21 protein-coding genes and 2 pseudogenes are annotated in these 23,073 nt (G+C 73.0%); 6 read left to right on the forward strand and 17 right to left on the reverse strand.

The annotated features are described in order from the left end of the window. Nucleotides 1-1,047, reverse strand: a complete 1,047-nt coding sequence (locus VIW71_RS07695) for a S1 family peptidase (RefSeq protein ID WP_331621255.1) — start codon at nt 1,045-1,047, stop codon at nt 1-3. Between the two features lie 182 nt (nt 1,048-1,229). Between VIW71_RS07695 and VIW71_RS07700 the strand changes: the two genes are divergently transcribed. After that, on the forward strand, nt 1,230-1,478 hold the full coding sequence (locus tag VIW71_RS07700) for a hypothetical protein (RefSeq protein ID WP_331621256.1): 249 nt from the start codon (nt 1,230-1,232) through the stop codon (nt 1,476-1,478). 118 nt (nt 1,479-1,596) lie between these two features. Here VIW71_RS07700 and VIW71_RS07705 read toward each other — a convergent pair whose 3' ends face one another. The 3 genes from VIW71_RS07705 to VIW71_RS07715 all read right to left on the reverse strand — a co-directional run bounded on the left by VIW71_RS07705 (nt 1,597) and on the right by VIW71_RS07715 (nt 4,981). Further along, on the reverse strand, nt 1,597-2,691 hold the full coding sequence (locus tag VIW71_RS07705) for an LLM class flavin-dependent oxidoreductase (protein WP_331621257.1): 1,095 nt from the start codon (nt 2,689-2,691) through the stop codon (nt 1,597-1,599). Nucleotides 2,692-3,162: 471 nt separating this feature from the next. Continuing rightward, nucleotides 3,163-4,404, reverse strand: a complete 1,242-nt coding sequence (locus VIW71_RS07710; protein ID WP_331621258.1) for a DUF5685 family protein — start codon at nt 4,402-4,404, stop codon at nt 3,163-3,165. Between the two features lie 175 nt (nt 4,405-4,579). Next, entirely contained in the window at nt 4,580-4,981 is a 402-nt protein-coding gene (locus tag VIW71_RS07715) for a nitrate- and nitrite sensing domain-containing protein (protein ID WP_331621259.1), read from the reverse strand. Nucleotides 4,982-5,420: 439 nt separating this feature from the next. Between VIW71_RS07715 and VIW71_RS07720 the strand changes: the two genes are divergently transcribed. Continuing rightward, complete coding sequence (locus tag VIW71_RS07720) at nt 5,421-5,864, forward strand: cell division protein SepF (protein WP_331621260.1); 444 nt, start codon at nt 5,421-5,423, stop codon at nt 5,862-5,864. Between the two features lie 139 nt (nt 5,865-6,003). On the opposite strand, the gene VIW71_RS07725 is transcribed toward VIW71_RS07720, so the two are convergent. Beyond that, the gene (locus VIW71_RS07725) at nt 6,004-7,191 is read right to left on the reverse strand and encodes an acyl-CoA dehydrogenase family protein (RefSeq protein ID WP_331621261.1); all 1,188 of its coding nucleotides are present in this window, start codon (nt 7,189-7,191) and stop codon (nt 6,004-6,006) included. A gap of 60 nt (nt 7,192-7,251) precedes the next feature. Beyond that, nucleotides 7,252-8,847, reverse strand: coding sequence for an MFS transporter (locus VIW71_RS07730; protein WP_331621262.1), 1,596 nt, complete (start codon nt 8,845-8,847; stop codon nt 7,252-7,254). Between the two features lie 388 nt (nt 8,848-9,235). On the opposite strand from VIW71_RS07730, the gene VIW71_RS07735 reads away from it, so the two are divergent. Then, entirely contained in the window at nt 9,236-10,135 is a 900-nt protein-coding gene (locus VIW71_RS07735) for a phosphatase PAP2 family protein (protein ID WP_331621263.1), read from the forward strand. Here VIW71_RS07735 and VIW71_RS07740 read toward each other — a convergent pair. From VIW71_RS07740 to VIW71_RS07750, 3 genes are all read right to left on the reverse strand, one after another. After that, nucleotides 10,092-10,310 carry an I78 family peptidase inhibitor gene (locus VIW71_RS07740; protein ID WP_331621264.1) on the reverse strand — a complete coding sequence of 73 codons (219 nt, stop codon included), beginning with the start codon at nt 10,308-10,310 and terminating at the stop codon, nt 10,092-10,094. The genes VIW71_RS07735 and VIW71_RS07740 overlap by 44 nt on opposite strands. A gap of 370 nt (nt 10,311-10,680) precedes the next feature. Beyond that, nucleotides 10,681-11,316 (reverse strand): transglycosylase family protein, encoded by a 636-nt coding sequence (locus VIW71_RS07745; protein ID WP_331621265.1) that lies wholly within the window; start codon nt 11,314-11,316, stop codon nt 10,681-10,683. A gap of 159 nt (nt 11,317-11,475) precedes the next feature. Further along, entirely contained in the window at nt 11,476-12,066 is a 591-nt protein-coding gene (locus VIW71_RS07750) for a transglycosylase family protein (protein WP_331621266.1), read from the reverse strand. 496 nt (nt 12,067-12,562) lie between these two features. On the opposite strand from VIW71_RS07750, the gene VIW71_RS07755 reads away from it, so the two are divergent. Together VIW71_RS07755 and VIW71_RS07760 are read left to right on the forward strand one after the other, a co-directional pair. Then, nucleotides 12,563-13,384 carry a hypothetical protein gene (locus tag VIW71_RS07755; protein ID WP_331621282.1) on the forward strand — a complete coding sequence of 274 codons (822 nt, stop codon included), beginning with the start codon at nt 12,563-12,565 and terminating at the stop codon, nt 13,382-13,384. Between the two features lie 220 nt (nt 13,385-13,604). Further along, a complete protein-coding gene (locus VIW71_RS07760; RefSeq protein ID WP_331621267.1) occupies nt 13,605-13,850 on the forward strand; it encodes a hypothetical protein in 246 nt (81 codons plus the stop codon). Nucleotides 13,851-13,871: 21 nt separating this feature from the next. Here VIW71_RS07760 and der read toward each other — a convergent pair whose 3' ends face one another. The 4 genes from der to VIW71_RS07780 form a co-directional block, all read right to left on the reverse strand. Then, nucleotides 13,872-15,329 carry a ribosome biogenesis GTPase Der gene (gene der / locus VIW71_RS07765; protein WP_331621268.1) on the reverse strand — a complete coding sequence of 486 codons (1,458 nt, stop codon included), beginning with the start codon at nt 15,327-15,329 and terminating at the stop codon, nt 13,872-13,874. A gap of 83 nt (nt 15,330-15,412) precedes the next feature. After that, a complete protein-coding gene (locus tag VIW71_RS07770) occupies nt 15,413-15,997 on the reverse strand; it encodes a lysophospholipid acyltransferase family protein (RefSeq protein ID WP_331621283.1) in 585 nt (194 codons plus the stop codon). A 116-nt stretch (nt 15,998-16,113) separates the two neighbouring features. Beyond that, nucleotides 16,114-16,776 carry a (d)CMP kinase gene (gene cmk / locus VIW71_RS07775; RefSeq protein WP_414720691.1) on the reverse strand — a complete coding sequence of 221 codons (663 nt, stop codon included), beginning with the start codon at nt 16,774-16,776 and terminating at the stop codon, nt 16,114-16,116. Between the two features lie 299 nt (nt 16,777-17,075). Continuing rightward, a complete protein-coding gene (locus tag VIW71_RS07780) occupies nt 17,076-18,161 on the reverse strand; it encodes a prephenate dehydrogenase (protein ID WP_331621270.1) in 1,086 nt (361 codons plus the stop codon). Between the two features lie 328 nt (nt 18,162-18,489). Between VIW71_RS07780 and VIW71_RS07785 the strand changes: the two are divergent. Further along, nucleotides 18,490-19,173: pseudogene (locus tag VIW71_RS07785) on the forward strand (nucleotidyltransferase domain-containing protein); the annotation flags it as partial. A 265-nt stretch (nt 19,174-19,438) separates the two neighbouring features. Here VIW71_RS07785 and VIW71_RS07790 read toward each other — a convergent pair. From VIW71_RS07790 to VIW71_RS07805, 4 genes and pseudogenes are all read right to left on the reverse strand, one after another. Next, on the reverse strand, nt 19,439-20,587 hold the full coding sequence (locus tag VIW71_RS07790; RefSeq protein WP_331621271.1) for a pseudouridine synthase: 1,149 nt from the start codon (nt 20,585-20,587) through the stop codon (nt 19,439-19,441). Beyond that, nucleotides 20,587-21,297 carry an SMC-Scp complex subunit ScpB gene (gene scpB, locus VIW71_RS07795; protein WP_331621272.1) on the reverse strand — a complete coding sequence of 237 codons (711 nt, stop codon included), beginning with the start codon at nt 21,295-21,297 and terminating at the stop codon, nt 20,587-20,589. The genes VIW71_RS07790 and scpB overlap by 1 nt, the downstream gene beginning before the upstream one ends. After that, on the reverse strand, nt 21,294-22,784 hold the full coding sequence (locus VIW71_RS07800) for a segregation and condensation protein A (RefSeq protein WP_331621273.1): 1,491 nt from the start codon (nt 22,782-22,784) through the stop codon (nt 21,294-21,296). Before VIW71_RS07800 ends, scpB begins: the two co-directional genes overlap by 4 nt. Before the next feature lie 105 nt (nt 22,785-22,889). Continuing rightward, nucleotides 22,890-23,073: pseudogene (locus VIW71_RS07805) on the reverse strand (hypothetical protein); the annotation flags it as partial.

A 23,073-nucleotide genomic window follows, 5' to 3' on the forward strand; every position in this document is an offset into this window, starting at 1 on the left:
TCAGTACACGCTGACGCCGTACACGCTGAGCGCCTCGGTCACCGGCTGGAAGAACGTGGTGCCGCCGGAGGAGCAGTTGCCGCTGCCGCCCGAGGTCAGGCCGATGGCCTTGGTGCCGTCGAAGAGGGAACCACCGCTGTCGCCCGGCTCGGCGCAGACGTTGGTCTGGATGAGGCCGTACACGATGTCGCCGCCGCCGTAGTTGACGGTCGCGTTGAGGGCCTGAACCGTTCCGCTGTGCAGGCCGGTGGTCGAACCGCTGCGCTTGACGGACTCACCGACGAACGCGTTGGCCGCCGAGGTGATGTCCTGCGAGGTGCCGTTGTAGAGGTTGACCGTACCGGCGTGCGCCACCGTCGAGTCGTAGCGGACGATGCCGTAGTCGTTGGTCGGGAAGCTGAACCCGGTCGTCGGGCCGATGTAGGCGCCGCTGGCGGTGGAGTAGGCCGGGTAGCCCTCGGTGCAGTGACCGGCGGTCAGGAGGTAGTACGTGGTGCCGCTGCGGACGTTGAAGCCGAGGGAGCAGCGCCAGCTGCTCGTGTAGATGGCGTCGCCGCCGGCGATCAGCTTGTTGAAGGTGCCCGAGACGCGGCTGATGCTCACCGCGTCGCCGTAACTCACGGTGGCCTTCTTCAGCTCGGCGAGCTGCGCGCCGGTGACCCGGCTGTCGACCTTGATCTCCAGGGCGTTGCTGCGCGGGTTGACCGCCCAGGCGGTGCCGGCGATGTCGGCGGCCTTGGCGACGTCGCCGGCCTTGGCGAGCTTGGCGGCGCTGTACTTGACGATGTGCGGGGTGGCTCCGGCGGCGCGGACGGCGTCGGCCGCGGCCTGGGTGGTGACGTTGACGACCGTGGTCTTGCTCGCGGCGTCGTAGTAACTGCCCGCCGTGCTGGCGTCGCCAAGGTGTGCGGCGACCGAAGCTGCGGCCTCAGGGGTTGCCTTGGCCGTGGGTGCGGCGGAAGCGGTGGCGGACGGGAGTGCGAACGCCGTCGCGGCCAGCAAACCGGTCGTGGCCGCGAGCAGTTGGATGCGTCGGGTGGACTTCACTCGTTCCTCCCTGTGGGGTGGAGGGGGAATTTGTCGGTGTACTGTCAGAACTCGATTAACGAATACCTCGTGAGCATGACAAGTACACAAAGGAGTATTCAGATCCCACAGGCAACACACAAGAGGGCTTTCGGACGGCAGGGCGCGCTCCGGCGCACCTGGGACCGGCGGAGCGCGCCCGTATGACACCGTCTCAGTCGCTGAGCTCCGCGCGCTCCCCCAGCGGTACGGGCCCCTGGCCGGATGCCCCGGGACCCCAGGGTGGTCCCGGGCGTCGTGCCGCGGTACGCCGCGCGCAGCGGTCCGCGCTGCCGGAGCAGCGGGACGACCCGGTCCGCGAACGCGTCGATGTCCCGGCCCGCGAGGGCCGGTTCCGGCAGCGGGACATAGCCGTCCACCTCGCCGGGCCCGCACCCCCGCGGCGCGCGTGAGGCGCACGTAACCGTCGAAGTCCAGCCGCGGCAATGGGGGTTCGGAGCCGCCGGGAGGCCGTACGGCCAGGTCGCGCCTCGTGTACGGCGCGGGCGGCGGCCCGCTTCCGGCCGCCGCTCACGACGCCGCTTCGCCGGCCGACGCGAGGCGGTCAGCCGCGAGGTGATCATCCGCGAGGCGGTCCGAGGCGAGGCGGTCCGCCGGGGTCCGCGGGACCGGGCGGTGCAGGCCGAGGTGTTCGCGCAGGGTCGCCCCCGGGTGGAAGGACCGGAACAGGCCGCGGTGCTGGAGCAGCGCCACCGTGCCGTTGACGAAGCGCTCCAGGTCACGGCGGGGTTCGACCGGCCGGACGTGGAAGCCGTCGACCGCGCCCGACTGCTGCCAGTCCACGACGAATTCGGCCAGGTCGACCGGGCCGCCACTGAACAGCACGCCGCCCGTGCCGTCCGGGACCGGGGTGACGCACACGCCCGGTTCGGGGCCGAGTTCGCCGCCGCCGAGGTCGATGGCGAGTTCGGCGAGGACCAGCAGGCGGTCCGGGTCGCGGCCCGCTTCGGCTGCGAGCCGCCGCAGCTCGGTCCTTACCCGCCCGGCGAGTTCCGGCCGGGTCGCACGGACGAAGGCCAGGTCGGCGTGGCGGGCCGCGATGACCCGCGCGGCCGGCTCGGTGGCGTCCACCGCCGTGACCGGCCGCCCCTGTGGAGGCCGCGGCGCGGTCTCCCCGGCGTCCCATATCCGGGTCACCGCCTCGGCGGTCTCCGCCGCGGCCCGCCACCGCGTCTCGGCCCGCCCGGTCGCCCGCCGCCGGGCGACGCCCCTGCGCCCGCCGGGTCCAACGGGCCCGCCGCCCGGCTCGTCCTGCGGTGCCGTTACCGTCCAGCCCGCCCGGCCCTGGCTCACCCGGTCCAGCGTGGCGACGGCGAGCGCAAGGTCGACCGGTTCGGCGCCGACGGCCGTCACGGCCGGCACCAAACCGATCCGGTCGGTGGCCGGGGCGACCCGGGCGAGCACAGCGAACGGATCGGTACAGCAGCCGTCGCCGCCCACGGTCACGAAGTCCAGCGCGCCGTCCTCGGCGAGGCGGGCCATCTGCGCGTAGTACGCGGCCTCGGACGGCTCGCGGCCGTCGATCGCGGCGGCCAGGTGCACCGTACGGGTGGGGTGAAACGGAGCAGAAGCGGAAGAAGCAGGGGAAAGGGAAGAGGCAGGCATGCGAAGGCTCCGTGGGCACGCGGAAGAGGCGGACGATGCCTTCACACAGCCGCCGCGTCCCTCAACGCGGCTGGGCCTCCTGGGCCTTGGCGCGAGGCTATGCCGATGCCGTCACCGGCTGTCAAGCATGTCCGACTGGTGGACACGGTGTCTCGGCGCAGTTGACGGATCACCCGCCGTGCTGCTGCACTGTCCGTATGCGTAGCTGTCGGCTGGTCACCCGCGGCCACATCGACTTCGGTCGGGTGTGGTCGTCCTCGTGTTGTCGCCGCTGACCTTCTCCCACACCGTTCCCCGCCCGCCGTCGCGGACGTGCACGACGCTCAGGACATCCGCAGCGTCCGAGTTCCGAGACAGCCGACGGTACATCGTCCCGCCTTCACACACGCGTGCTCAGCCGATCTCCCCGCCCTTCCCTCGGGCTCCCCGCACCGCACCGCCGTCGGCCGCGCCCAACGGCCGCCCTCGGACTCAGCAGTCGCAGCACTCACCGCACTCGCAGCACTGGCAGCAGCAGTCGGACCCGTCGCAGCAGTCACCGCACTTGTCGCACCACGGCCCGCGCCGCTGCCCGCTCCACGCGTCATCGTGTTCGCGACAGCAGAGCTGGCACGTGCAGAACAGGCCGGCGTAGACCAGGCAGCCGGCCAGCAGCCCGCGACGGCGCGGCGGTTCGGGCGGCGGCGGGAACCCGCCGGGAGCGCCGGGGCCGCCGGGCGCGTACGGGCTCTGACCGGGGTCGCCGGGCGCGTGGGGGTTGCCGGTGTACGGGTTCGCGCCGTACGGACCCGCGCTGCCGGCCTGTGCGCCGCTCGGTGCCGAGGGATGAGCCGACCGGTGCGTACACTCTCCGCCGCCGAACGCCCTGTCCACCGACCGTCCCAACTCGTGGACAAGCAGCAGGTGCGCGAGCTTCCCCGAAGCCGAATTCGCGAACTCGACATCCTGCAGGGCGAGATGGACGCCGCGCACCGCGTCGTCGCACAGCCGCCGCGCCTCGGCGAGGTCGGTACCGGTCGCGGCGAGTGGGTTCCACGCGCCCGAGCGGGTGTCGTCCGCCAGGTCCTCCACCGCGTCGAGGAGATGGGCGAGCCGGCCGAAGAGCCGGCCGGCTTCCTCCAGCGGCGCCCGGTTGGCGGGCCGCCCGGTGAGCACCGCGGTGTGCCCGAAGGCCGCAGCGGTCGCCGTCTCGGTGGGTTCGGTGACGGTGAGCAGCGGGGTGCCGGGCCCGGCCGTCGCCTCGATCCCGCCCTGCCGCCCGACCGCGTCGAGCAGCACCGCCGTGTCGAAGCCGAGGACGCCTCCGGTCCTGGCACCCGCCCGGTCCCAGCGGCGCGCCACCGTACGGGCCGCGGCGGCGACCGGCCGCCGCCCGAACGCCCCGTCTTTGTCCTCGACATGGTCCCGTATCTTGGCCGAGGCGAGCACCAGCGAGACGGCGGCGGCCAGCCGGGCGCCCTCGCCCCGGGCGACCGGCGCGGTGCGCATGCCGCGCAGCGGACAGGGACCGGCGGTGCGCCGCCGGTCGTCGGCGGGCGCGGACTGAGCCTCGACCAGCACCGAGATGATCAGGCCGTCGTAGTTGGTGGCGGTCCGGGCGAACTGCCCGTGGCCGTCGCGCAGCGCGAGGCACAACCCGCACAGATGGGCGACCCAGGAGGCCGCCATCCCCTCCGACATGCGGTGGCGGCACGGTCTGATGATTCCGAACATGGTGATGTCCCCCCGTTGACCCCGTTGCCTCGTTGACGCCGCGGCCCGCGCCGACGCCCGTGAGCCCGCCGGCCCCCGCGGGCGCGCGGGCCGGTGGCCGCGGCGACCGCGCCGGATGTGCCGCCGCGATCGACGGTCATGCTAGCGGGCCGCCGCCCGGGGACTTCGGGGCGCCCTACTGGGCCCCCACCCGCGTCCGTCCTCCGATGTGCTTGTGCACGACCTGGTCCATCAGCGCGGCCAGCACGTCACGGACCGACAGGGCGCGGCGGGCGGCGTCGGTGGCGGCGCGCTGGGTGGGCAGTCCGGGCCGGAACTCGGTGACGCCGCCGACGGAGCCGGTGGTGAGGCCGCGTTCCTTCTGCGGTCCGTGGATGAGGCCCTGCAACGTCACCGCGAGCCGGGCGTTCGAGGCGGTACGGGAGGCGTTGCGGTAGTTGCCGCGTTGCTGTGCCGCGGCGAAGCCGAGGAGTGTCATGACCAGGGCGAGGGAGACCACGAGGATTCGGGTGAGCTTGGCGCGGACGGTCCGCGGTGCCGTCATCGTGGTGCCGAGCGCGCAGTGCGCGGCGGTCACGGGTCACCGTCGTTTGTGCGTCCACGGGGGTGCCTTATGCGCTGGGGGGTACGCGGGGCCCGTGTGGCACCGCGTCCGCACGGTTCTGCGTGGGACCAATGACGTGTACGGTGCGCGTTCACCAGATCATCGGGTTGTTTTACATTCCAGAAACGTCCGGAACGACCCCCCGGAGAGGTGAACTCCCTGAACGCGGGCACGATACAGACCGATTGGATACGGCCGGACGGGCGCGGGTTTCACTCAAACGTGGAGCGCGTTCCCATTGGAGCGTCAGCTCGCTTATCCCTGTGATGGGCTGACGGTACGCCACTATCGTGTGTGCCAGTACCGTCACAAGTCGCCTGGGTGGCGGCTATCAGCATGGCGCACCCCCCACCTCATGGATGACGATAGGACAAGCGGACGGTACCGACCGCGTGCAAGAGAGGAGGCGTCCATGGGATCGGTTCGACGGGCGAGCGCCTGGCTGGGCCTCGTTGACGAAAACGGCGGCGAGGGTTACTACGACGAGCAGTACGCCGACTACGGCGAGGGCTCCGAGCGTCCCGACACATGGGTGACCGACCCGCGGGTGCGGGTGGCCACCGAGACGGCCGAGGAGCAGGGCCGCCGGATCGCCACGGTGACCCCGGACGGCTTCCGTGACGCACGCGGTATCGGCGAGCTGTTCCGCGCCGGGGTGCCGGTCATCGTCAACCTCACCGCCATGGACCCGGCCGACGCCAAGCGCGTGGTCGACTTCGCGGCGGGCCTCACGTTCGGACTGCGCGGCTCCATCGAGCGCGTCGCCACCCGGGTCTTCCTGCTGACCCCGGCGGACTACTCCGTCATGAACGCCGACGCCCGCCGCGGCGGCGACGGCTTCTTCAACCAGAACTGATCCGGGCCTCGCGACCCGGTCGACCCGCATCCGCACGACCCCCCGCCGGGGTCCGGGGGCTGTCCCCCCGAAGATCGCAGCAATCGGAAACCGGCAGACCAGGCAGGGCCTCACCGGACCGCGCCTCGCGGCGTTCGCCTCACCCGCGGAACGCGTCGAGTCCGGTGAGCGCCTTGCCCAGCACCAGTTGGTGCATCTCGACCGTGCCCTCGTAGGTGAGCACGGACTCCAGGTTGGTGGCGTGCCGCATCACCGGGTACTCCAGTGAGATCCCGTTGGCGCCCAGGACGGTGCGCGCGGTGCGGCAGATCTCGATCGCCTCGCGCACGTTGTTGAGCTTGCCGAAGCTCACCTGCTCCGGGCGCAGCGCTCCCGCGTCCATCCGCCGCCCGAGGTGGTGGGCGAGCAGAATGCCCTTGTGGAGTTCGACGGCCATGTCGGCGAGCTTGGCCTGGGTGAGCTGGAAGCCGCCGATCGGCCGGCCGAACTGCTCCCGGCTCGTCGCGTACTCCAGGGCGGCCTCGAAACTGGCGCGGGCGGCGCCCATCGCACCCCACACGATGCCGTAGCGGGCGTGGCTGAGGCAGCTCAGCGGGCCGCGCAGCCCGGCGGCCCCGGGAAGGACCGCGTCGGCCGGCAGCCGTACGCCGTCCAGCACGAGTTCGCTGGTGACGGAGGCGCGCAGGCTCCACTTGTGGTGGATCTCGGGGGCGGCGAAGCCGGGCACGGTGGTGGGGACGACGAAGCCCCTGATGCCGTCCTCGGTCTGGGCCCAGACGACGGCGACGTCGGCGACCGAACCGTTGGTGATCCACATCTTGCGGCCGTCGAGGACCCAGTCGGAGCCGTCGCGCTTGGCGCGGGTGCGCAGGGCGGCCGGGTCGGAGCCGTGGTCGGGCTCGGTGAGAGCGAAGCAGCCGATGGCGTCACCGGCCGCCATCTCGGGCAGCCACCGCTGCTTGTGCTCCTCGGAGCCGAAGCGGTGGATGGCGTACATCGCGAGGGAGCCCTGTACGGAGACCAGGGAGCGGATGCCGGAGTCGGCGGCCTCCAGTTCCAGGCAGACCAGGCCGTACTGGACGGCGCTCGCGCCCGCGCAGCCGTAGCCGGTCAGGGGCATGCCGAGCGCGCCGAGGGAGCCGAGTTCGCGGGTGAGTTCGCGGATCACGGGCAGTTCGCCGCGCTCGTACCAGCCGGCCACATGCGGCAGCACCCGGTCGGCGGCCCAGTTCCGTACGGTGTCGCGGACCGCCCGGTCCTCGGGGGTGAGCAGATCGTCGAGGCCCAGCGGATCGTACGGGTCGAACGACGGCTTGGATGCGGGCATGGCAGGACCTCCGGGCCGGAAACCGGCGGCGGCCCGCGGTTTCGGCGCCGACGTTACGGCTCAGTCCGCCGCGCGTCCAGACCGCAGCGCCGTCGCGGCTTCGTGGCGCGCCGGAGTGGCCAGCTCACGCGCCGTCGCGGCGGGCCGAGCCGCGGCGTCGGCGCGCAGGCCGCACTCCATGACCCGGGGCAGCCGCAGTGCGGCGAGCGCGCCGACCAGCAGCAGGACGGCGCTGACCAGCAGCGTCAGATGCATCCCGAAGACGAAGGAGTGCCGCGCTGCGTGCCGCAGGGCCACACCGGAGCCGCCACCGAGCCGGTCGGCGATGCCGTACGCCTCGCCGAGCGACTGCCCGGCCGCCGCACTGTCGGCGGCGCTGACCCCGACGGCACGGGGCGCGTACGCGGCGTTCATCACACTGCCGAGCAGTGCTATGCCCATGCCGGCGCCGAGTTGGTACGAGGTCTCGCCGATCGCCGCCGCGCCGCCCGCCTGGTCCGCCGGGGCCTCACTGAGCATCGACTCGTACGCACCGAACAGGGTGGTCTCCAGGCCGAAGCCCAGCAGGACGAAGGCGGTGGTGAGCAGCCACGGGCGGTCCCCGCCGCCCATCGCGGTCAGCGAGAGCACGGCGAGCGCGGTGAGCACGAAGCCGGCGGCGACCATCCGGCGCGGCCCGAAGCGGTGCAGCATGCGGGACCCGGCCAGGCCCGCGGCCATCGCGGCGAAGGTCAGCGGCAGCAGCCGCAGCCCGGTCTCCAGCGGGCTGAGTCCCAGCACGAGCTGGAGGTACTGCACGGCGATGAGTTCGAGGCCGACCAGGGCGAGCATGGCCAGCACGATGCAGCCGACCGAGGTGGAGAAGGCCACCCGCTGGAACATCCGTACGTCGACCAGTGGGTGTTCGCGGCGGCGCTGGCGCCGTACGAAATACGCCAGCAGGGCCGCGCCGGCCAGCAGTGGCAGGCACACCGAGGCGTCCATCAGGCCGGCGCCGCCGCCGAGCCGCTTGATGCCGAACACCATGCCGAGGACGCCACCGGCGGCGGTGACCGCGCCGAGCACGTCCCAGGGACCGTCGGAGCCGCCGCGCGACTCGGGCAGCAGCCAGCGGCCGAGCGGGAGCATCACGGCCATCAGGGGGAGGTTGATCAGGAAGACCGAGCCCCACCAGAAGTGCTCGACCAGGAAGCCGCCGAGCACCGGGCCGACCGCGGCACCGACCGCGGCGACCGCGCTCCACACGCCGATCGCCATGGCGCGCTCGCGCCGGTCGGGGAACACTTGGCGGAGGATCGACAAGGTGGCGGGCATGATCATGGCGCCGCCCGCGCCGAGCAGCGCCCGCGCGGCGATCAGCACGTGCGGGGTGGGCGCGAACGCGGCGGCGGCGGAGGCCAGACCGAAGAGCGCGTAGCCGATGAGCAGCACGCGGCGGCGCCCGACGCGGTCGCCGAGGGTGCCGAAGAGGATCAGCAGCGAGGCGGCGACCAGCGGATAGGCGTCCACGATCCACAGCAGGTCCTGGGCGCCGGGGCGCAGGTCCTCGGTGAGCGCGGGGACGGCCACGTGCAGCACGGTCGCGTCGAGCGCGACGATCAGCAGGCTGACGCAGAGCACGACCAGGATGGTCCACCGGCTGGCCGGCCGCGTCATAGGCATACCTCCACGAACGAGTGAGAAGACAGCGTACGCGAGTTCGCGGCGCGTTCCTGTGGCCCGGCTCACCACTGCCTGGTCCCGGGCCGGACATGGCGTCCCGGCCACCGGACGGGAAACACGAGAGAAAGGAGATGGAAATAAGCGCTAAATAAGAAGACGCCGATGTGAGTATGAGCACCTGAACACAAACTCCAGCGGTTTCCGCATTTGCCCCGATCGGGCTCCCGAAGGGCGGGTGAGACGCACTCCACATCACATCGTCATTACAAAGCAGTCCGTTCAGCCGAACTGTGCTGTCACACGCTGTAACGTCGATCGAGTGCGTATCGATGAGAGCCTCCACCACACGGCGGAGCGCCCGACCACCCCGGATCAGCCGCGGATGAGCCGAACACGCGAGTGGCTGTTCGGCTTGACCCTCGCGGTCTACGTGGCGATCGTCGCGGGCGTCCTCACCACCTCCAAGCTGGTGACGCTCGACTGGCAGGTCATGCTGTGGCGCCCCTACAAGCAATGGCCGCAAATCCATGCGTATCTTGACTATTTCGTGGTGCTCGGCCAGCGCGGTCCGACCGCGGTGATGGTGCTCGCCTGGCTCGGCTGGCGCGCCTGGCGGCACCGCACCCTGCACCCGCTGCTGGTGCTCGGCACCGCGCTGCTGTTGCTCAACGTCACCGTGGGAGCCGTGAAATACGGCCTCGGCCGGCTCGGTCCGCATTACGCGACGACGGTCGGCTCGTCCGAAATGTTCGCCGGTGGGGATATATTTCCTTCCGGACATACCGCCAACGCGGTGGTGACCTGGGGCGTTCTGGCGTATCTCGCGACCACCCCGCAGGCCCGGCGACTGGGTTCGGTGGCCAGCGCACTGCTTTCGCTGGGGGTGGGCGCGACCACGGTCTACCTCGGTACGCACTGGGTCAGCGACGTGCTGCTCGGCTGGGCCGCAGGACTGCTGATCCTGCTGGCGCTGCCGTGGTTCGAACCGGTGATGGCCCGCATCGAGGAGTTCCTCACCACCGCCTGGACCCGCCGGAGCGAGCGGTTCGGCCGGGTGGCACCGGTCTCCGCGCCGGCCCGTCCGGCGCTGATCGCGCAGCGCGGCGCGGAGGAGGGCGAGCCCGGCCGGGAGATCATCTGCGCGAGCGTCCGCACCGGCGCCACCACCGCCGCCGACTCCCTGACCACCTCGGCCGACGCCCTGGGCAACCCGGCCGGCAGCCGCCGGCCGGCGCCGCTCAGCCCATCCAGGAGCGCTGGACCCGGCCCTCGTCCACGGTGAAGTTGAGCCGCCCGGCCAGGTACTCCATCGTCACCACCGCCCCGGGCGGCAGGCTACGCACGGTGGTCCAGCCGCGCTCGCGGGCCCGCCGTTCGGCCTCGGCCTGTTCAAGACCGAGATACGCGTCCAGGTCGTCGTGCGGATTGCTGCCGGGGAAGTTCGGTTGCGGCGCCATACCCGCCACCGTATTCGGCCGCGGACCGTTTGGTCACTGAAATGTCCGTACGCACAGGTGCCGCGCATCATCTCCGCGCGCCCCGGGTCACCCCATTCCCCGAGGCACGCAAAGCCGCGGCGGCGGGCCTTTCACGCCGCCACTCCCGGCAGACCGGCCGCCGGGAGGAAAACGCGGAGGGCGCGTCCGGTCCCGGCCCGCGGGGCGGCGCGTGCGCGGGGTCGGCGGGAGCCTGGCCGTCGACCCCGGCAGCACCCGCGCGGCCCGCCGGGCGTCCGCCGGCCGGGGCGGGCCGGTTCGTCGGCGGCCGTCCGCCTTCCCGGGCGGGTCGGCCTGCCGCGTGGATCCGCCGTCCGGGGCGGGCCGCCCGTCAGGAGATGGTCAGGACGGTGCCGATGGCCAGACGGTCGGGGTCGGCGCCGACCGCCGCCTTGTTCCCCTTGTACAAGGCCGACCAGCCGCCGTCGACGCCGTAGTCCTGGGCGATGGCCGACAGCGACTCGCCGACCCTGACGATGTGCGTGAGGTGCACCTGGCCGCCGGTCAGGCCGAGCCTGCGGGAGCAGACCGGCCAGGCGTTCCAGCCCTGGACGAGCAGCACCTTCTCGGCGACCGCGATCTGCTCCTCCGGCGTGGCCAGGTCGGCGCGGCTGGCGTAGGCGAGGCCGCCGAACTGCACCCAGGTCGGCTGCCAGAACTGGAGGCCGCCGTAGTAGCCGTTGCCGGTGTTGATGTGCCAGTCACCGCTGCTCTCGCACAGGGCGATCTGGTCCCACACGTCCCGGGCCACCGACTGCGAGGCCACCGCCCGCGGGGTGCCCCCGACCGTCCGGACGCCGTGTCCGGTGGCCGGCAGGGCACGTTCCGGCGGGGCGGCGGTATGCCGTGCAGGCGGTTGCGCGGCGTACCCCGGTGTCGTGGTGAGCGGCAGCAGAGCGACTGCGCCGAGCACGGCGAGTACGGCGACGGCGGTACGGGGGCGGCGATTGTTCGATAGTTCGATCATCGGGCCACGCTAAGCACAGCCCCACCCCGTACCCCGGGCAACGCGGCGTACCGCCCGGCGTGCCCCACCCGGTTGGACCACCCCGGGTGGGGCCGGCGGGGTGTCAGCTCGCCCCGCGACTCCGGAAGAGCGCCGGGCCGCCGTCGCGGGGGCCGGCCGCTACCAGTGGGGCCACCACCGCGGTATCGCGGCGGGCGCCTGGACGGCCGGGCCGCGGACCGCCGCCGCCAGGGCCGTACGGGACGCTGCGCGGTCGGCCCGTACGGTCTCCCGCACCCGGTGCGCCGCCATCGTCCGGTGCACCACGACGGGCCGGCGCTTCGCGGGCTTCACGGTCGTCTTCTTCTTCGCGGCCGGGGCGCCGGTCGTCTTCGCCGCACCCGGCGCCGCGGGCGCGGAACCGTACGCCCCGGCACGGCGGGCGCAGGCCGGCCACGCGCCCCAGCCGCTTGCGCGCTGCACCCTGGTCGCCACCGCGATCTGCTGCTCGCGGGTGGCCCGGTCGGCGGTCGGGGCGTACCGCCCGCCGCCGTAGGACCGCCACGTGCCGGCCGAGAACTGGAGGCCGCCGTAGTAGCCGTTGCCGGTGTTGATGTGCCAGTTCCCGCCGCTCTCGCACTGCGCGATACGGTCCCACACTCCGCGGTCGGCGGCCGATGCCTGGCCGGCCGTGGCGAGTACGCCCAGGGGTGCCAGGGCGGCGACGCCGGTGAGGAGCGCGGTATGCCGGTACTTGCAGCTCAAGGCCATGGATTCCCTCTCCACGGACCCGGGTTGTCCCCCTTGACACACCAAGAACGGGCGCCGTTCCCCCACGGAACGACGCCCGTCCGAACCCGGGCGGTGCACTCTGCACACAGCGGGCGAATCTAGGCAGTGGGGCGGTCCGCGGGCAATCAATTCCTTTTCGCCGCAGGCCAGTTCGATGTTACCGCTGGTAGTTCGCACCGAAAGGCCCCACTCCGGCGCTCCCGTATCGGTCCATACACGGATGATCCGGGCGCCAACCGTGAGTCACCTCACAGCGGCAACTCGCTTTGCCCACACGTCAGTTCGACACAGCGTGAGCATCGGTCAGGAAATCTTACGGACGGCGACCGGTAGCGGAATCCGGTCCCCCACAAACCGTGACTCCCACCACAGACCGTCCGTTGTCACTATGCGCCGGGACAGGCCCGGCATTCGGCCCCGCCGACCGCGACCGTGACCGCCCCACCGCACTTCCAAGGAGACTCCCGTGGCGCCCATGCTCGACGTGAGTAACGAGGTACGAGCCGAGATCGGCGAGGAGGAGACCAGGCGACTCCTCACCGGTGAGAACGCGCCGGGGACGTACGACTGCACGTCCTGCCGCACCCCCGGCGACACCGGGCAGGAGTGGACCAGCACCGTGCTCTTCGTGGGCGACGAGACCGCGGTGCTCGCCTTCGCGCACGCGTCGTGCATTCCCTCCCAGGTGGTTCCGGTGGCGGAGGAGCAGGTACGGGGCGCGGTGCGCAGCCTCGGCGCCGGCGGGTACGAGGCCGGGAGCCCCGCGCCGGCGGCGCACGACGGCGGGGCGCCGGTCCCGGCGGGCGCGCCCGTTCCCGCGCCCCGCCAGGCCGTGCTGGGCATCACCTGCGGGCTGATCATCGTGGAGGAACAGCTCCGCCCGGCCCTGGTGGTCGAGCCGACCGGACCGGTCGCCCGGGTCGGCGCCACCGGCGGAGGCGACGACTTCCTGCCCCTGCTGATCGAGCAGGGCTTCGTACCGCAGCTCGATCTGGACGCGCGGCCGTCGCCGCTGCCCGGCTGGTCGGTGCTGCTGGCGATGGGCAAGCTGCACGCCGTGCTCCAGCCCGGCGCCGGCGGCGCCCCCGCCACCGCCTGGTGGCAGGCACACCAGCCGCTCCAGGTCAGCGACGGCTGGCGGGCCGCGGTCGGGCGCGGCAACGAGGTGTACGTGTACGCGGCCCCGTCCGGCTCCATCGGCCGCCAGCCGCGCGAGGACCTGATGCGGGACGCGCTGGCGCGCGCCTGCTCACGCGGCCGGCTGGTGGCCGCCACCATGCCGCTCGCGGGGACCTGACCGGCGGGAAGAGGCCCACAGCCCGCTCAGGGGCGCGTACGCGGGGCGTACGCGCCCCTCGCTGTGTCCGCTCCGCGCTTCCCCACCCGGGTGGACCCGGGACGGGGAAGCGCGATTCAACCATGTGGCCCACATCCCGGGAAGACATCGCCTCGTTGGCAGTTACGTGCACACCTATGAAGCCTCCGCCGGGGCCCCGTACCAGCGCTACATCCCTTCCATGCGCACCGCGCAGGACTCGGCGGGAGGCGGCGGCTCGGGCACGCCGATCTACGACGCGCTCTGCTCCGAGTACCGCAGGCTCTTCCGCGCGCTGCCCGGCGACCGCAGCGGCGAGGAGTCGCTGCAGTTCAACGGGTTCACCGCCTGGCACAGCCCGTATCCGTCGTCCGACCAGGGCGGCCGGTACCGCGACAACGGCCCGGCGGCCCTGCCCCCGGGTCGCTCCGACAACCGCCGGCGGTAGCCCGGAGCGACCCGCACCGCGCTACTTCTTACGGCCGCGCTTCTCCCGCACCCGCACCGACACCTGGATCGGCGTCCCGGCGAAGCCGAACTCCTCGCGCAGCCGCCGCTCGATGAACCGCCGGTAGCCGGCCTCCAGGAACCCGGAGGCGAACAGCACGAACCGCGGCGGCTTGGTGCCCGCCTGAGTCCCGAACAGGATGCGCGGCTGCTTCCCGCCGCGGATCGGGTGCGGGTGGGCGGCCACCAGCTCGCCGAGGAACGCGTTGAGCCGCCCGGTGGGCACCCGCGTCTCCCAGCCCGCCAGCGCGGTCTCGATCGCCGGAACCAGCCTTTCCATGTGCCGCCCGGTGCGCGCCGAGACGTTCACCCGCGGCGCCCACTGCACCTGTACGAGGTCGCGCTCGATCTCGCGCTCCAGGTAGTAGCGGCGCTCCTCGTCCAGCAGGTCCCACTTGTTGTAGGCGACGACGACCGCGCGGCCCGCCTCGACGGCCATCGAGATGATCCGGGTGTCCTGCTCGGCCAGGGTCTCGCTGGCGTCGATCAGGATGACCGCGACCTCGGCCTTCTCCAGGGCCGCCGCGGTCCGCAGCGAGGCGTAGTAGTCGGCGCCCTCGGTCAGGTGGACCCGGCGGCGGATACCCGCGGTGTCGATGAATTTCCAGGTGACACCACCGAGTTCGATCAGCTCGTCCACCGGGTCACGGGTGGTGCCGGCCATCTCGTTGACGACCACCCGGTCCTCGTTCGCCACCTTGTTCAGCAGTGACGACTTGCCGACATTCGGGCGGCCGATCAGGGCGATCCGGCGCGGGCCGCCGACGGTGTCGCCGAAGGTCATCGCGGGCGCCTCGGGCAGCGCCTCCATGATGGCGTCCAGCAGGTCGCCGGTGCCGCGGCCGTGCAGCGAGGAGACCGGGAAGGGCTCGCCGAGACCGAGGTTCCACAGCACCGCGGCGTCCGCCTCGCCGGACGGGCCGTCCACCTTGTTGGCGGCCAGCACCACCGGCTTCCCGGCGCGGCGCAGCAGCTTGACGACCGCCTCGTCCGTGTCGGTGGCGCCGACCGTGGCGTCCACCACGAAGACCACCGCGTCGGCGGCCTCGATGGCGAACTCGGCCTGCGCGGCCACCGAGGCGTCGATGCCGAGCACGTCCTGCTCCCAGCCGCCGGTGTCCACGATCTTGAAACGGCGGCCGTTCCAGTTCGCCTCGTACGTCACCCGGTCGCGGGTGACGCCCGGCTTGTCCTCGACCACCGCCTCACGGCGGCCGATGATGCGGTTGACCAGAGTCGACTTGCCGACGTTCGGCCGTCCCACGACGGCGAGCACCGGCAGCGGGCCGTGGCCGGCCGCCGCGAGGTCGTCGGCCACCTCGTCGAGGTCGAAGCCCTCCTCCGCGGCCAACTCCATGAACTCGGCGTACTCGGCGTCGCCGAGGGCGTCGCTGTCGCCGTGTTCGTATCCCTGGTCCATGAGGTCTCTCCGTCGATCAACAGTGGTGGCTGCCGGCACCCAGTGTGGTGGCAACCGTGAGGTTCGTTTCCGGCACCGGCCGGTCAGCGGCCGGTGGCCCGCCTGGCCTCGGCCAGGTGCGCGGTCAGCCGCTCCCGTATCCGTACGGTCGCGGCGTCCAGTGCGCCGCGAGTGCGGCGCCCGCCCGGGTCGCCGGCCTCGAAGGGCTCGCCGAAGACGATGTCGATCCGGGAGCGCAGCGGCGGCAGCGCGGACACCAGCCGGCCCCGGCGGGCGCTGCCGAGGACGGCGACCGGGACGACCGGGGCACCCGAGCGCACCGCGAAGTACGCCAGACCGGACCGCAGCCGTGCGAAGTCGCCCTCGCCCCGGGTGCCCTCCGGGAAGATGCCCAGCACCCCGCCGCGCTCCAGGACGCCGAGCGCGGCGGTTATCGCCGTACGATCCGTGCTCTCGCGGTCCACCCGGAGCTGGCCGATGGAGTGCAGGAACGGATCGAGCGGACCGATGAACGCCTCCTTCTTCACCAGGAAGTGCACCGGGCGGGGAGACGTGCCCAGAAGCATCGGACCGTCGATGTTGTTGCTGTGGTTGCCGGCCAGGATGACCGCGCCCTGCGCGGGCACATGCCAGGCGCCGAGCACCCGGGGCCGCCACAGGCCGTGCATCAACCCGACGCCGATCCGGCGGCCGACGGCCGCGCCGCGCTCGCTCGCGACCGTCGCGGACCGCTTTCCGGACGCGGACCAGGACCGGGCGCCCGGCACCGGGCCGAGCTGGGAGGTCACCGGGTGTCTCGCTTCTCCTCGACCAGTGTCACGACGCGCTCGACGACCTGCTCGAGGGACAGCTGCGTGGTGTCGACCTCGACCGCGTCGGTGGCCTTGGCCAGTGGAGAGGTCGTGCGGCCCGAGTCGGCCGCGTCCCGCTTGATCAGCGCGGCCCGGGTGTCCGCGACGCTCTGCGCGCCGTTCAGCTCGCCGCTGCGGCGGGCGGCGCGGGCCTCCGGGGAGGCGGTGAGGAAGATCTTGACGGTGGCCTCGGGGAAGACGGTGGTGCCGATGTCACGCCCCTCCACGACGATCCCGTCGGACGACGTCGCGGCGGCGCGCTGCACCTCGACCATCCTGGCCCGCACCTCGGGCACCGCGCTCACCGCGCTCACCGCGGCGGTGACCTCCTGGGTGCGGATCGGCCCGGAGGCGTCCTCGCCGTCCACCGTGATGGCCGGTGCGGCGGGGTCGGTGCCGGAGACGATCACCGGCTTGCCCGCCGCGTCGGCGACGGCGACCGCGTCGTCGACGTCCACGCCGTTGTTCAGCATCCACCAGGTCATGGCCCGGTACTGGGCGCCGGTGTCCAGGTAGCTCAGCCCGAGCTTGGCGGCGACCGCCTTGGAAGTGCTCGACTTGCCCGTGCCGGAGGGGCCGTCGATGGCGACGATCACCGGATTTACCACAGCGGAGAGCCTTCCTCGTGCGAGCCGCGAACGCGGTAGCGGGGGACGGGCGGGCCGGCGGACGCCGGATGCCATCCCCCAAGGTTACCGGCCAGGCGGGTGACGTCACGCCACCCCATCTTTGACGCCGGGCTGCGCCGGTCCCCGTCCGGCGGAGTGGCCTCCGACTGTTCAGCCCCCTCACGGTGAGCAGGTTGGACCAGCCGAGGGCTGACGCACGAACTCGCGCAGTGGCCGGCCGAGGAACGAGGCCGTCCGCGGAGCAAGTGAGCAGGAAGCCCGAGTGACTACTGCCGCAGCGCCCAGCCCCGCTCCCGCAGGGCCGCTGTGAGGACCGTGGCCGAGCGGGGTTCGACCATGAGCTGGACGACGCCCGCCTGCTGGCCGGTGGAGTGCTCGATCCGGACGTCCTCGATGTTGACGCCGGCCGCACCCGCCTCGGCGAAGAGGCGGGCCAGTTCGCCCGGCTGGTCGCCGATGAGGACGGCGACGGTCTCGTACGGTTTCGGGGCGGCACCGTGCTTGCCGGGGACCTTGGCGCGGCCCGCCCTGCCGCGGCGCAGGACGTCCTCGACGCCGGCCGCGCCGCCGCGGCGCTTGTCGTCGTCGGCGCTCTGCAGGGCGCGCAGCGCGGCGACCGTCTCGGCGAGGTCCGCGGCGAGGTCCGCGAGGACGTCGGCGACCGGGCCGGGGTTGGCTGCGAGGATGTCCATCCACATGCCGGGCTCGGACCCGGCGATCCGGGTGACGTCGAGGATGCCCTGCCCGCAGAGCCGGACCGCGGCGTCGTCGGCGTGCTCGAGGCGGGCGGCGACCATGCTGGAGACCAGTTGCGGGGTGTGCGAGACGAGGGCCACCGCGCGGTCGTGCGCGTCGGCGTCCATCACGACGGGGACGGCCCGGCACAGGGCGACCAGTTCCAGGGCGAGGTTGAGCACCTCGGTGTCGGTGCCCGGGGTCGGGGTGAGCACCCAGGGGCGGCCCTCGAAGAGGTCGGCGGTGCCGGCCAGCGGGCCGGAGCGCTCGCGGCCGGCCATCGGGTGGGTGCCGATGTAGCGGGTCAGGTCACAGCCGAGCGCTTCCAGTTCGCGGCGCGGGCCGCCCTTGACGCTGGCCACGTCGAGGTAGCCGCGGCCGAGGCCGCGCCGCAGCGCGTCGGCGAGGGTGGCCGCCACGTGGGCGGGCGGCACGGCGACGATCACCAGGTCGACCGGCTCCCCGGGAACCCCGGCGGTGCCCGCGCCGAGCGCTTCGGCGGTACGGGCGGTGGAGTCGTCGTGGTCGGTGAGGTGGACGTCCACGCCGCGCGAGGTGAGGGCGAGCGCGGCGGACGTGCCCATCAGGCCGGCTCCGATAACGAGGGCGGTCCTCACCGGGCGCTCACCCCGGTCGCCGTTGCCGCGGACCGCGCGGACCCGCCCCTGGGAGCGGGACGAGCCCTGCGGGCCTTACGGGGTCGGTCCACGTCACTCGCTCCTCGTGCTGCGCGGTCCTGCGGTGGTCCTGCGGTCGGTCTGTGCCGACCAGGGTAGTGACCGCCGGGGCGGGCGCGGGCCGGGCGCCCGCAGGACGAGACGCACCCCGTGGCCCGCGGGGGTACCGGGGGCACCGCGCAGGCCGTCACTCCAGGAATCCCGGCGATCACCGTCCGAAGCGCAAAAACTCCGGCGGCCGTAGCACTTCATGACGATAATCGCCCCCATGCGCGACTCGCTGGGGCACGGCCTCGTCAGGGATCACACGGTCTATGCCTGCGTCATGGGTTCGCGCGCCTTCGGTCTGGCCACGGACGCCAGTGACACCGACCGGCGCGGGGTCTACGTGGCGCCCACGCCGATGTTCTGGCGGTTCGAGAAGCCGCCGACGCATGTGACGGGGCCGCGGGACGAGCAGTTCTCCTGGGAGCTGGAGCGGTTCTGCGCGCTGGCGCTGCGGGCCAATCCGAACCTGCTGGAGTGCCTGCACTCGCCGCTGGTCGAGCACGTGGACCCGGTCGGGCGTGAACTGCTGGACCTGCGGGACGCCTTCTTGTCCCGTCAGGCCGAGTCGACCTTCCGCGGATACGCGGCGCAGCAGTTGAGCCGGCTGGAGGCCGACCTGCGCAGCCAGGGCCGGCCGCGCTGGAAGCACGCGATGCATCTGCTGCGATTACTGATCAGTTGCCGCGATCTGCTGCGCACCGGCCGCCTGACCATCGACGTCGGCGATCACCGCGACCGGCTGCTCGCCGTGAAGCGCGGCGAACTGTCCTGGGAGGAGGTGCGGAGCTGGATGCGTACCCTGCACGAGGAGACGGACGCGGCGGTCGGCCGCACCCCACTGCCAGCGGAGCCGGACCGCGGCCGGGTCCAGGACTTCCTGATCCGGGTGCGCCAGGTCTCGGCCTCCACCGCGATCGGCACGGGCACGGGCAGCGGGCCCGGAACCGCGGCAGTCCCCGTACCGGGTGCGGACACCGGGTCAATCGCCGCCGTCGCCGCACCAGGGACAAGCAGCGGGACGGGCGCGAACGCCGCCGCACCAGTGGCGGGCAGCGGGACGAACGCCGCCGGGACCGTACCAGCGGCGGGCGGCGGGGCGGGCGCCGCCGCCGGCCCCGTACCGGAGCCGGCCCAACGCCCGTGACCCGGTACCGGAGTTCGGCGCCGGCCTACAGGTCCACCTCGCGCATCAGCATGCCGACCTCCGTGTTGGTGAGGCGGCGCAGCCAGCCCGACTTCTGGTCGCCCAGCGGGATCGGGCCGAAGCTGGTGCGGACCAGCCGGTCCACCGGGAAGCCGGCCTCCGCGAGCATGCGGCGCACGATGTGCTTGCGGCCCTCGTGCAGGGTGACCTCGACCAGGTAGTTCTTGCCGGTGTTCTGCACGATGCGGAAGTGGTCGGCGCGTGCCCAGCCGTCCTCCAGCTCGATCCCGTCACGCAGGCGCTTGCCGAGGTCGCGCGGCAACGGCCCCTGGATCGCGGCGAGATACGTCTTCTGCACGCCGTAGCGCGGGTGCGTGAGGCGGTGCGCGAGCTCGCCGTGGTTGGTGAGCAGGATCAGGCCCTCGGTCTCGGTGTCGAGCCGTCCGACGTGGAAGAGCCGGGTCTCCCGGTTGGTCACGTAGTCCCCGAGGCACTGCCGCCCGTCCGGGTCCTCCATCGTGGAGACGACGCCCGCGGGCTTGTTGAGGGCGAAGAAGAGGTACGACTGGGTGGCCACGGTCAGCCCGTCCACCTTCACCTCGTCCTTCGCCGGGTCGACCCGCAGGCCCTGCTCGGTGACCACCTTCCCGTTGACTTCGACGCGCCGCTGTTCGATCAGCTCCTCACACGCCCGCCGCGAACCCATACCGGCCCTGGCCAGCACCTTCTGCAGCCGCTCACCCTCCTGCTCGGCACCCGGAAAGGTCCTGGGCAGCTTGGGCTGCGGCTTGCTGTGCCGCTCGCGGTTGCGCTCCTCGATCTGCGCGTCCAGCTCGCGGGGCCTGCCGGGTACGGTCCCCCGGCCGCGGTTGCCGGTCGGCTTGCCGGTGGTGCCCTTGGTGCGGGGCATGCCGCCGGGCTTGTTCGCGCCGGACTGGCCCGTGGTGCCGACGTCGTACCGGCGCTCCTCGGGGCGCGGCTTGCGGGGGCGCTCCGGCCCCTCGCCCCCGCGCCGGTCCTGGGCGCCGGAGCCACGCCGGTCCTGGGCACCCGTGCCACGCCGGTCGCCGCCGGCGCCACGCCGGTCCGCACCACCGCCCCCGCGCCGGTCGGCTCCGCCGCCGCTGCCCCGGGGGTTCCGGTTGCCGCCGCTGTTCCTGTCACTGCTTCGCATCAAGTGTCCGTGTTCGCTGTGGTGGGCGTCTCGTCCGGCGCGTCCGGGTCGAACGACGGAAGCCCTTCCTGGGACTCCGCCTCGACCGCGTCCGCCTCCGGCAGGAACGGGGCGAGCTCCGGCAGCTCGTCGAGGCTGCGCAGGCCCATACGTTCCAGGAAGTAGTTCGTCGTCCTGTACAGGATCGCACCTGTCTCGGGTTCCGTCCCACCCTCCTCGACCAGACCCCGCTGGAGCAGCGTACGCATCACGCCGTCGCAGTTGACCCCGCGGACCGCCGAGACGCGGGAACGGCTGACCGGCTGCCGGTACGCGACCACGGCCAGCGTCTCCAGCGCGGCCTGGGTGAGCCGGGCGTGCTGGCCGTCGAGGACGAACTTCTCCACGGCGGGCGCGAAGGCCGGCCGGGTGTAGAACCGCCAGCCGCCGGCCACCAGCCGCAGGTCGAAGCCGCGGCCCTCGCGGGTGTAGTCGTCGGACAGCTCGCGCAGTGCCCTGCCGATCGCGCGGCGCGGCCGGTCCAGCACCTTGGCCAGCTGCTCCTCGGTGGCGGGCTCGTCCACCACCATGAGCACCGCCTCCAGCGCCGGTTTGAGCTGCAGCCCGGCGGTCGCGGCGTCGAGCAGGCCGGCCGGCGCGGGGTCGCCGCGGCCGGCGGCTCCGGGGTCCAGTGCGGCTGCCGTCCCGGCGAGGTCGGCCACGTCGGTCATCGCTGCTCTCCCTTCGTGCCCGGGCCGGTGGCCCGGTCGGTACCCGGGGTCGCGGCCCGGTTCGTACTGCGGTCGGGGTCCGGGTCCGCCGGGCCGGGACCGGACGCGGCCTTCGCGGCCTGCTTGGTCCCTCCGGCCTGCTTGGTTCCCGCGGTCTGCTCGGTCTGCGCGGCTTCCTGGTCGAACTCGTCGGTCACCAGCGGTACGGCGGAGCCCGCGGCGGCGCCGGTCCACCGGACCCGGAGCACGCCCAGCGCCTCCTCCTGGTCCAGCGCGACCGCCTTCTCCCGGTACAGCTCCAGCAGGGCGAGGAAGCGGGCCACGACGGTGAGCGTGTCGGCGGCGTCGGCGGTCAGTTGCCGGAAACTCGCCTCGCCCAGCTCGCTCAGCAGCGCGATCACGTGCTCGGCCTGCTCCCGGACGCTGACCAGCGGCGCGTGAATGTGGTCGACGTACACCTGTGGTTTCGGTTTGGGCTGCATGGCCTTGACCGCAAGCCGGGCGAACCGCTCCGGTCCGACGCTGAGCACCACTTCGGGGAGCAGCTCGGCGTGGTGCGGTTCCAGGCCCACCGTACGCGGGTGGCGCAGCGTTTCGTTCTCCAGCCGCTCGGCGAAGATCGCGGCGATCCGCTTGTACGCGCGGTATTGCAGCAAGCGCGCGAACAGCAGGTCCCTGGCCTCCAGCAGCGCCAGGTCCGCCTCGTCCTCCACCTCGGCGGCGGGCAGCAGCCGCGCGGCCTTCAGATCCAGCAGCGTGGCCGCCACCACCAGGAACTCGGTCGTCTGGTCCAGGTCCCAGTCCGGGCCCATCGCCTGGATGTACGCCATGAACTCATTGGTCACCTTGGACAGCGCGACCTCGGTGACGTCCAGCTTGTGCTTCGAGATCAACTGCAGCAGCAGGTCGAACGGCCCCTCGAAGTTCGCCAGCCGCACGGTGAAGCGATTGCCCTCGGCGGAGTCGGGGGATTCCGGGGACCGGGGGGACTCCGGCGACCCGGAGGATTGGGGCGATTCGGCGGCCTCACCGGGCCCGCGCGGTTCGGCGGACTCGGGAGATTCACCGGGCTCGGCCGGTCCGACCGCCTCCCGGGCTTCGCCCCCGACCGGCGGCGCCGGTCCGGTCGCCGCCGCCGACGGCTCCCCCTCGGCTGCGGACCGCGGTGCCCTCACCACCGCGGTGGCCGCCGCGTCCGGCGCGCGGGTCTCCGGCCGCATCCATGGGCTCGGCTCCGGCACCCCGGGGCCGCCGCCCACCGACCCGGCCGAGGGCGGTTCGCCCGCGCCTCCCGCGTCTGCCGGCACCTCGGTCACCGCCACGGGCGGGCCCGGCTCGGCCCCGGTCCCAGTACCGGAGGGCGCCGCGCTCACGCCCCCCGCACCGGCGGGCACCTCGGGTTCCGGAGCGACCCGCGAGGGCTCGGCGGCCGCGGGGCCGGAGCCCAGGTGGCGGCGGGGGCGGCGGGGATCGGGTGTGGTGGGCATCGCGGTCCAGGGTGCGGGGGTGAGGACGGCAGGCTACCTTGCCCCGGTCCGGGGGCCTGGTGACCGCGCCCGGGGTCCCTCGATGCGGTCCGCGAAACGCCGGACTCAGCGACCCCGCAGGCGCCGTACCAGGATGCTGGCGTCACCGCGGGATTCGAGGTCGGCGAGGACGACGGCGACGGCTTCGCGGACGATGCGTCCACGGTCGATGGCCAGGCCGTGCTCGCCGCGCAGTACCAGGCGCGCGTGCTCCAGGTCCATCAGTTCCTCGGCGGAGACGTAGACGGTG

Origin of the sequence: Streptomyces sp., assembly GCF_036524955.1 — a bacterium.
Lineage (GTDB): Bacteria > Actinomycetota > Actinomycetes > Streptomycetales > Streptomycetaceae > Actinacidiphila.